At 30.2% G+C, this 2,711-nt stretch carries 2 protein-coding genes; one reads left to right on the forward strand and one right to left on the reverse strand.

Annotated features, from left to right (window positions below; translation table 11 throughout):
* A partial coding sequence (gene yyaC, locus VK998_RS03515; RefSeq protein ID WP_325225537.1) for a spore protease YyaC occupies nucleotides 1-512 on the reverse strand: 512 nt, incomplete at its 3' end.
* 410 nt (nucleotides 513-922) lie between these two features.
* On the opposite strand from yyaC, the gene VK998_RS03520 reads away from it, so the two are divergent.
* The gene (locus tag VK998_RS03520; protein ID WP_325225540.1) at nucleotides 923-2,368 is read left to right on the forward strand and encodes a M23 family metallopeptidase; all 1,446 of its coding nucleotides are present in this window, start codon (nucleotides 923-925) and stop codon (nucleotides 2,366-2,368) included.
* The last annotated feature ends 343 nt before the right edge of the window (nucleotides 2,369-2,711 follow it).

The following is a 2,711-nucleotide window of genomic DNA, read 5'->3' on the forward strand; positions in this document are numbered from 1 at the left end:
GCCATATTCATGACTAAACTTAGCCTTGTATTCTGTAATATCATATATTCCATCATCCCTCCAACATTAACAACACCTGTAATGCTAATATTTCCTGTTGAAGGTAGATTTTTATTTACCCCTAGTCCAGGTTTTAAAGGCCCCTCTTTAATATTTATATAGCCTATTTTATCAATACTCCCAAGAGATGCATCTATAGCCAATATAAAGGATTTAGGATGATATAGGTTAATATATTTTATTGTACTAGCTAAATTTTTAGCATGAACTGGTTTATTTAAGGTACCAAATAAATGAACTTTATTATAATGAGGAATAAAAGGGGATAACTTATATCCAACCAGAGGACCTAATGAATCACCAGTAGATCTATCCGTACCAATACATAATATAACTAAATCCTGATCATTATCTATACTGTTTGATAAATATTTGGAAATTAAATTGGAAATATCAAAAACAGCAAAAGAAGAATCAGAATTAACATAATTATTGTTAGTACAGTTTAGCATATTGACCTCCTGTATATAAATTGTTTTAAACCCTTCTTTCAAATACATATGAATATTAAAAGCATAATAGAAGTATTTCCATAAATAAGAACATAAATACTAAAAATGGCTATATTGTAGGTAAATAAAAGAATGATTGATTTGTTAAGAAATCTTAACAAAGTATAAATCCATTTTTACCCTTATTCAGTCAAGGAACCTATCCGTTGGAATTGAGAAGATTAAAAGAAAAGGTATATTTAGCGAATTATTGAATAAAATATAATAGACAGGCTTGTAGTATTGAAAAAATTTTTCCCTGTGTTATAATAAGTTCATATTAATATAAAAAGTTTACAAAATGGTTACAATGGTTTTGACAATTAGCGTGGATAATTGGAGCTAATCTAAAAACAGGAGGTACTTAACCTATGGATAAACCAAATGGTACGGGTTTTAAAACCCAAATTATTCCCCTAAAGGAGAATAAATTTATTGAAAAATTTAAAATAATAAAAGATAAAATAATAGAAAAGTATAGTTTTAAAAGAATTCTTGTAGGGATCATGCTAATTGTAATAGCAGGTTTGTTATTAACTACATATAAGATTAATGAAATAAAGACTAGAGCTTTTGTAGTTTATTTCGGAGATGATGAAATAGGAATAGTAAGAGAACAAGATGAGGCTTTAAATATATTATCAGATATAAAAACACAGCTATCCAATACATATGATATAGATGTTGTTTTAAATAAAGATATTCATTTTGAAGATACACATGCAAAAGATGATTTAATAGCTTCACCAGCAGAAATTAAATCAAATATAAAATCAAAAATGACATTTTTAGTAAGTGGATATGCATTGCTTGTAGACAATAAGGAGATAGGGTATACAAAAACTAAGAAAGATATGGAAGATATATTAGAAACCTTAAAAAAACCATATTTAGATGGAATAGATGAAAATAGTACTCTTGAAAAATCAAACTTTTCAGAAGATGTGAAAATTGAAAAAAAAGATATTCCTTTAAATAAATTAAACGACAAAGAAGAACTATTACAATATATACAAACAGGAACAGAGGAGATAAAAACTCATGTAGTAGAAGTAGGGGAAAGTTTATGGACTATAGCTAAAATTTATGATATGTCAGTAGATGATTTAATAGCAGCTAATTCAGATATAGATCCAGAAAAACTTCAAATAGGCGATGAAGTTAAACTACTAGTACCTAAATCTTTATTGACTGTAGAAACCATTGAAGAAGTTCAATATAAAGAAAGTACTGATTATGAAGTAAAAGTTGAACATGATGACAATATGTACAAAACTCAAAAAAAGGTAAAAGTTAAAGGTGTTGAGGGAGAAAGCGAATACGTAGCAAAAATAACTAGACATAATGGAGATATAGTAGAGAAAGAAATATTAAAAGAAGAGATAATTAAAGAACCTGTAGATGAGTTGGTTGTTAAAGGTACCAAAGAGCTACCTAAAACAGCAGCCACAGGAGCGTTTTTAATGCCTACAAGAGGTTCTATATCTTCAAGATATGGTATGAGAAATGGAAGAATGCATAGAGGATTAGATATAGCAGCAAGAACTGGTACACCAATTAAAGCTGCCGATGGAGGTAAAGTAGTCTTTACTGGAAGAAAAGGAGCCTATGGCAATCTAGTAGAAATAGACCATGGAAATGGATATGTAACTAGATATGCTCATTGTAATACGATAAACGTAAAAAGAGGCGAAAGGGTTTATAAAGGTCAAGTTATAGCATCAGTAGGAAACACTGGTAGATCCACAGGATCACACCTTCATTTTGAAGTGCTAAAAAATGGTAATAATCAAAATCCAGCAAATTATGTGAGATAAAAAAGCAGCTCTGCTGCTTTTTTTATTTATACCTAAGCATATAAACGGGTTGACAGATAAACGGGTTGACAGATAAACGGGTTGACAGATAAACGGGTTGACACATAGGTCAACCCCTACAATGTAGAATATACCACGGCTGTACGTAGGGGCAGACCTGTGTGTCTGCCCTCCAATGCTACCACCCATCATTTACACAATGCATAGCAGTGATTCTATCATATACCATGGCTGTACGTAGGGGCAGACCTATGTGTCTGCCTAAAAAATAATATAGAAAATCATAATAATGTTCTGAAACAAATTTCCATCAATACATGATATAATACTAAATATAAGTGAA

This window comes from Schnuerera sp., from assembly GCF_035459645.1.
Lineage (GTDB): Bacteria > Bacillota > Clostridia > Tissierellales > Tepidimicrobiaceae > Schnuerera.